6 protein-coding genes are annotated in these 6,601 nt (G+C 76.2%); 3 read left to right on the top strand and 3 right to left on the bottom strand.

Annotation, left to right across the window (positions count from 1 at the left end; translation table 11 throughout):
* Together CGE01nite_RS12675 and CGE01nite_RS12670 are read left to right on the top strand one after the other, a co-directional pair.
* A partial coding sequence (locus CGE01nite_RS12675; RefSeq protein WP_174773454.1) for a DNA glycosylase AlkZ-like family protein occupies positions 1–2,375 on the top strand: 2,375 nt, incomplete at its 5' end.
* Positions 2,376–2,423: 48 nt separating this feature from the next.
* Positions 2,424–3,179, top strand: coding sequence for a DNA-formamidopyrimidine glycosylase family protein (locus CGE01nite_RS12670; RefSeq protein ID WP_141371288.1), 756 nt, complete (start codon positions 2,424–2,426; stop codon positions 3,177–3,179).
* Positions 3,180–3,377: 198 nt separating this feature from the next.
* Here the strand turns inward: CGE01nite_RS12670 and CGE01nite_RS12665 are convergent, their stop codons facing one another.
* The 3 genes from CGE01nite_RS12665 to pgsA form a co-directional block, all read right to left on the bottom strand.
* The gene (locus CGE01nite_RS12665; protein WP_048341450.1) at positions 3,378–3,719 is read right to left on the bottom strand and encodes a helix-turn-helix domain-containing protein; all 342 of its coding nucleotides are present in this window, start codon (positions 3,717–3,719) and stop codon (positions 3,378–3,380) included.
* Between the two features lie 319 nt (positions 3,720–4,038).
* Positions 4,039–4,560, bottom strand: coding sequence for a CinA family protein (locus tag CGE01nite_RS12660; RefSeq protein ID WP_141371287.1), 522 nt, complete (start codon positions 4,558–4,560; stop codon positions 4,039–4,041).
* Between the two features lies 1 nt (position 4,561).
* On the bottom strand, positions 4,562–5,149 hold the full coding sequence (gene pgsA / locus CGE01nite_RS12655; RefSeq protein ID WP_141371286.1) for a CDP-diacylglycerol--glycerol-3-phosphate 3-phosphatidyltransferase: 588 nt from the start codon (positions 5,147–5,149) through the stop codon (positions 4,562–4,564).
* Between the two features lie 134 nt (positions 5,150–5,283).
* Here pgsA and CGE01nite_RS12650 point away from each other — a divergent pair, with 134 nt between their 5' ends.
* Positions 5,284–6,594, top strand: a complete 1,311-nt coding sequence (locus CGE01nite_RS12650) for a CapA family protein (RefSeq protein ID WP_141371285.1) — start codon at positions 5,284–5,286, stop codon at positions 6,592–6,594.
* Positions 6,595–6,601 lie beyond the last annotated feature (7 nt).

Raw genomic sequence — 6,601 nt, 5'->3', positions numbered from 1 at the left:
CCGGCGCGCTGGCCGAGCTGATGCGCGGCATCGCGGCGGGCCGCGTCCGGGTGCTCGAGGTGACGACCGCGTCGCCCTCGCCGTTCGCGCAGTCGCTGCTCATGGGCTACACCGCGCAGTTCCTGTACGACGGGGACGCGCCGCTGGCCGAGCGACGGGCCGCGGCACTCACGCTCGACCCCACGCTGCTCGCCGAGCTGCTCGGTCAGGGTGGCGAGTCCCAGCTCGCCGACCTGCTCGACCCGCAGGCGGTGCTCGACACCGAGGCCGAGCTCTCGGGCCGGGCGCCCGACCGGCAGGCGACGACGCTGGAGCAGCTCGCCGACACGGTGCGCCGGCACGGTCCCCTGACGGTGCCCGAGCTCATGACCAGGACCGCGCCCGCCGCGCACGACCACGTGACGCGGTGGCTCGAGGAGCTCGCGGCGGCGCGCCGCCTGATCGAGGTGCGCCTCGCCGGGGTGCCCGCGCACCGCGCCGCGCAGTGGGCCGCGGTCGAGGACGCCGGTCGGCTGCGGGACGCGCTGGGCGTCGCGCTGCCGGTCGGCGTGCCCGAGGCGTTCACCGAGGTCCTCCCCGACCCGGTCGGCGACCTGACCCGTCGGTACGCGCGCACGCACGGTCCCTTCACCGCGGCGGCGCTCGCCGCGCGGTACGGCTGGGGCGTGGCGATCGCGCACCAGGCGCTCGCGCGACTCGAGAGCACGGGCGTGCTCGTCCGGGGACGGCTGCGCCCTACCGAGCTGGGCGGGACGGGCGACGAGTACTGCGACGGCGACGTGCTCCGGACGCTGCGCCGCCGCTCGCTGGCCGCCCTGCGCTCCCAGGTCGAGCCCGTCGACCCGCGCGCGCTCGGCGTGTTCCTGCCGCGCTGGCAGTCGGTCGTGCCCGTGCTGGGGCGCGCGGGCGACGGCCTGCGCGGCGTCGACGGCGTCGCGCGCGTCGTCGAGCAGCTCGCGGGCTTCGCGGTCCCGGCCTCGGCCCTCGAGGGCCACGTCCTGCCGTCACGCGTCGTCGACTACCGCCCGGAGATGCTCGACGAGCTCACCGCCGCTGGTGAGGTGGTGTGGGCCGGTCACGCGGCACTGCCGGGCCACGACGGTCTGGTCTCGCTGCACCCCGCCGCGGTCGCGGACCTCACGCTGCCCGCTGCCACGCTCGCCGACCCGCCCGATGCCGCGGTCGGGCTACCGCCCGTGCAGGCGGCGGTCCTCGCGTGCCTCGCCGACGGCGGGGCGTGGTTCGTCGGTGCGCTCACCACGCGTGTGGCCGAGCGGCTCGCGGACGCCGTGACCGACGACGCCGGGCACACCCCGCCGACCGAGCGCGACGTCGCGGCCGCGCTGTGGGAGCTCGTGTGGGCGGGCCAGGTCACGAACGACTCGCTCGCACCGCTGCGCGCCTGGCTCGGCTCGGGCACGACCGCGCACCGCACGCGCGCGGCGGCTCCCCGCGGTCGGGCCCTGCGCCCGCGCCTCGGGCTGCGCGGCCTGGGCACCGGGAGCGGGCTGGGGACGGGCCGGCCGGCCCACGGCTCGAGCATCGGGAGCGCCGCCGGCCGCTGGTCGCTCCTGCCCCCGCGCGAGCCCGACCCCACGCTGCGCGCGCACGCCCTGGCGGCCCAGCTCCTCGACCGGCACGGCGTGCTCACGCGCGCGGTCGCCCCGCTCGAGGGCATCGGCGGCCGGTTCGGGGACGTGTACCGCGTGCTCGGCGCGCTCGAGCAGGGCGGCCAGGTGCGCCGCGGGTACTTCGTCGAGCGGCTCGGCGGGTCGCAGTTCGCGCTGCCGGGCGCGGTCGACCAGCTCCGTGCGGACGCCGCGACGGTGCAGGCCGCGCGGGACCGCGCGGTCGAGCTGCGCGACGAGCCGGCGACCGTCCCCGCGCGAGGGTCCGCAGACGTGTGGACCCCCGGCCGCGGAGGTCCGACGACCGGTGGCGGGAGCGACGACTCCGCGCGCCGCTCCGGATCGGGGTCGCACCCGGTGGTCGTCGTCCTGGCCGCGACGGACCCGGCCAACCCGTACGGCGGGTCGCTCGCGTGGCCCGAGCGGCCCACCGGTGGCGACGGGACGGGGCACCGCCCCGGGCGCAAGGCCGGCTCGCTCGTCGTGCTCGTCGACGGCGCGCTCGCGCTGTACCTCGAGCGCGGCGGGCGCACCGCGCTGTCGTTCGCGGACGACGAGGAGACCCTCGCCGCGGCGACGCGCGGCCTCGCCGCCGTCGTGGCTCGCACGGGCCGGCTCACGATCTCCCGCATCGACGGCGCGACGGTGCTCGCCGACGGCGCCGTGCACTCGCCGCTCGGGCAGGCACTGGTCGCCGCGGGCTTCGCGACCACGCCGCGCGGGCTCCGTCTCGGCACCGACCGATGACGCGCCGATCCCGGCGGCACGGCGCACGCCTCGCGCAGGCGGTGCCCGGTGCCTGAGGGCGACATCCTGCGGCGCACCGCGACCAGGCTCGACGAGGCGCTCGCGGGGCAGGTCCTCGAGCGCGCAGAGCTGCGCTGGCCCACCGCGGCCGGCGTGGACCTCACCGGCCGCACCGTGCTCGGCACGCGCTCCTACGGCAAGCACCTGCTCACGCGGTTCGACGACGGTCGCACGCTGCACACCCACCTGCGCATGGACGGCGAGTGGCGGCTGGCGCGCACCGGGACACCCGCGGCACGCGGCCGCGCCCCGGAGATCCGAGCGGTGCTCGCGACGTCCCGCTGGACGGCGCTCGGCCGGCTGCTCGGCATGCTCGACGTGCTGCCGACGCGCGACGAGCCCCGCCTGCTCGCGCACCTCGGCCCCGACCTGCTCGCCGACGAGCTCGCGCTCGACGAGATCCTCGAGCGGTGGCGTTCGGCCGCAGACGTCCCGGCCGCCGAGGTGCTGCTCGACCAACGGGTCGCCGCGGGCATCGGGACGATCTACTGCGCCGAGTCGTTGTTCGCGCTACGCCTGTGGCCGTGGACCCCGGCGTGCGAGGTCCCCGACCCGCGCCGGCTGTACCTCACGGCGCGGCAACAGCTGCAGCGTGCCGTGCTCACGGGGTTCCCACCCGGGCGGGTGCACGGGCGGCTGAGGCAGCCGTGCCCCCGGTGCGGCACGCCGATCACGGTCGGCCAGGCGCGCCAACCCCCGATGCAGCGGCCGGTGTTCTACTGCCCGTCCTGCCAGCGACCCTGATGTCGGCGATCGGCCGCCGCCGCAGGCGCTCGTGGGCCACCCGGCAGTCCTCACATGGTCGCGGACACCACGAGCCGCAGACAGCAACGAGCCGCAGACAGCACGAGCCCCGGACGGCGATCCGTCCGGGGCTCGTGGTGAAGTCCGCCCAGCGCGTGCGCTGGAGTGTCTGTCGAGCAGTGGGCCGACGAGCAGTCGTCAGCCGATCGGCGCGAGCTCCGAGCGCGTCCGCGCCCAGCCACCCTCGCCGGTGCATCCCATCGACGCTGCCAGGTCCGCGGGGACCGTGTCCGGGATGAGCAGCCCTTCGGCGACCGCGACCCGGTCGCTCACCTCGCGCAGCACGAGCGACATCGGCACGTCGAGCGCGGCGCAGATGCTCTGCAGCAGCTCCGACGACGCCTCCTTCTGCCCTCGCTCGACCTCGCTCAGGTACCCGAGCGAGACCCGTGCCGCCGACGAGACCTCACGAAGGGTCCGGCCCTGGCGCTGACGCGCGTCCCGCAGCACATCGCCGATCTCACGACGCAGTACGACCATCGGGGCTCCCCCTCTCGTCTCGTCCGTCCGGCCGACGGTCCTGCCGTCGAGCCGGAGTGTCGAGCCAGTCGGCACGTCCCGTGCCGGCTGGCGTGTCGCCTCGCGTGTCGCCGTCCTGTCCGCCGACACCTTGCCACCGTACCGTGCGCCACTCACACGCGCGGTCGCGCGGCGGGCAGGAGGTCGAGTGTTCATCACGCTCGCTCCAACGTCCGAGCACGTCGCCGTGTTCCCGCGTCCCGTCGGCCGCTCCCTCGCGCTCGCGAGGATTCACCCTCGCGGACGGCGCACCGGTCCCGGCCGGCCCGCGCCGCGGCAGTCACGACGAGGCCCGGCGCCGGCCACCCGGCGCGACGGCCTCGACCAGGAGCCGCAGCGCGGCCTCGACCGTCTGTGCGCGCACCGCTGCTCGGTCGCCCGCGAGCAGCAGCGAGACGACCCGCCGGCCGAAGGGTGTCACCACCGCCACGTGCACCGTCCCCGGCGGCTTGCCGTCCTGGCCCTCGGGTCCGGCCACCCCCGTGGTCGCGAGACCCACGTCCGCGCCGAGCCGCTCGCGCACGCCGTCGGCCATCTGCAGCGCGACGTCCGGGTCGACCGGACCGCGCCGGGTCAGCAGGTCGTCGTCGACGCCGAGGAGGCGGGCCTTGAGGTCGGTCGCGTAGGCCACGACCGCGCCGCGGTGGACCAGCGAGGCACCGGGGACGTCGACGAGGCGCGCGCTGAGCAGCCCGCCGGTCAGGGACTCGGCGACCGCGAGCGTCCACCCACGATCCCGCAGCGCCTCAAGAGCCACCGCGGCCGCGCTCGTCGTCGGGCCGGGCGTTCCAGAGCCGGGCACGCTAGATCCCGGGCGGGACGGTCGCGGTCCGACGGATACGGGCCGCGGTGCGTACGTAGTCGAGGCCGGTCACGACCGTCACCACGAGCGCCGCGGCCATGACCACGCCCGCGAGCACCTCGAACGCGCCGGGCATCGCGAACAGAGGCAGCACGTAGAGCCCGATCGCGAACGACTGCAGCACGGTCTTGAGCTTGCCCCCACGGGACGCGGGCAGGACGACGTAGCGGAGCAGGAAGAAGCGCATGACCGTGATCCCGAGCTCGCGCACGAGGATCACGACCGTGATCCACCACGGCAGCTCGTCCAGCGCGGAGAGCAGGACGAGCGCCGTGCCGATCAGCAGCTTGTCGGCGATCGGGTCGAGGAGCTTGCCGAAGTCGGTGACCTGGTTCGTCCGGCGCGCGTACCAGCCGTCGATGCGGTCCGTGACCGCGGCGACCCCGAAGATGCCGGCGGCGAGCAGCCGGTAGCCGACGCTCTCGCCGCCTTCGGCGAGCAGCGCCCAACCGAAGACCGGCACGAGGAGGACCCGCGCGACCGTCAACACGTTCGCGAGGTTCCACGACGGCTGGGGTGCGGCGCTCACCCCGACAGCCTAGGTCGTGGAGCGCCACGGGCCCGTCACCTGGGCGACCTACCCGCGCGTCGTCCGTGCGCCGCCCGGGTGGCGCACGCGGGGCGCATTCCCGCTGAGCGAGGCGGGACGGCTAGGGTCCGCGTGTGACCCGCCACGCCCGCTCGTCCCGGCGCCCACCCGTCATGGCGTCGCTCCTCACGCTCGCGCTCGTCGTCGCGGTCGCCGGGGGCGCCGCCGCCGCGCTGCGCCCGTGGGAGCAGCGCGCCGACGAGCCGACGCAGCCGCAGGCCACCGCGACCGAGACGAGCGCGAGCCCGACCCCGTCGCCGACACCCTCGCCGACGCCCGACCCGGACGCCGAGTTCACGATCGTCGCGACGGGTGACGTCCTCCCCCACCTCCCGGTCATCTCGTCGGCCACCACGGGCGGGACGGTCGACTTCGGCCCCCTCCTGGCGCCCCTGGACCCGTGGGTGCAGGGCGCCGACCTCGCGCTGTGCCACCTCGAGGTGCCCGTCGCGCCGGCCGGCAGCAAGCCGAGCGGGTACCCGATCTTCGGGGCGCCCGCGCAGGTGGTCGCCGGTCTCGCCCAGCAGGGCTGGGACGGCTGCTCCACCGCGTCGAACCACTCCGTCGACCGCGGGTTCGCGGGCGTCTCCGCGACGCTGGACGCGCTCGACGAGGCCGGGCTCGGTCACGTCGGGACCGCTCGCACGCAGACCGAGGCGGCCCAGCCGCAGCTCTACACGCTCGAACGTGCGGGGCAGTCGATCACCGTCGCGCAGATCGCCGCGACCTACGGCACCAACGGCATGCCCGTCGACGCGGACAAGCCGTGGTCGGTCGCGCTCATCGACGTGCCCGCGATGGTCGCCGAGGCCAAGGCCGCGCGCCAGGCCGGCGCCGACCTCGTCGTCGCGAGCGTGCACTGCTGCGTCGAGTACCAGACGGAGCCCACCGCGGAGCAGGTCGAGGTCGCGCAGGAGATCGCCGCCTCGGGCGAGTTCGACCTGTACATCGGCCACCACGCGCACGTGCCGCAGCCGGTCGTGCGGCTCGAGGGCGGCCCCGACGGCACGGGGATGTGGGTCGCGTACGGGCTCGGCAACTTCCTGTCCAACCAGGACGGCGCGTGCTGCACGGCCAAGACCGACTCGGGCCTGCTGCTCACCGCGCACGTGAGCAGTCCCGGCGGCTTCGACGCCGAAGGACGAGCCGCGGGGCCCGCGCGGGTGACCGGTGTCGAGTGGACGGCGATCACGGTCGACCGCAAGAGCGGGCACAAGGTGCACGCGCTCGCCGACATCGCAGGCGGCACGTCGACGCTCTCCGCGAGCGAGGTCACGGCACGGCTCGCGCGCGTGACCGAGGCCGCCGGCTCGCAGGCGCCGCAGCGCACGAGCCCGCTCACGCCGACGGGTGACGCTCCGACGGTCGTGCCCCGCGCCGGCTGACCCTCGG

The sequence above is a fragment of the Cellulomonas gelida genome (assembly GCF_006538725.1).
Taxonomy (GTDB): Bacteria; Actinomycetota; Actinomycetes; order Actinomycetales; family Cellulomonadaceae; genus Cellulomonas; species Cellulomonas gelida.
This window is presented reverse-complemented; position numbering and strand designations above follow the sequence as displayed.

Excerpts from the sequence above, each read along its gene's own strand:
- CGE01nite_RS12665 (WP_048341450.1), bottom strand. The coding sequence starts at position 3,719 with ATGGTCGTACTGCGTCGTGAGATCGGCGATGTGCTGCGGGACGCGCGT.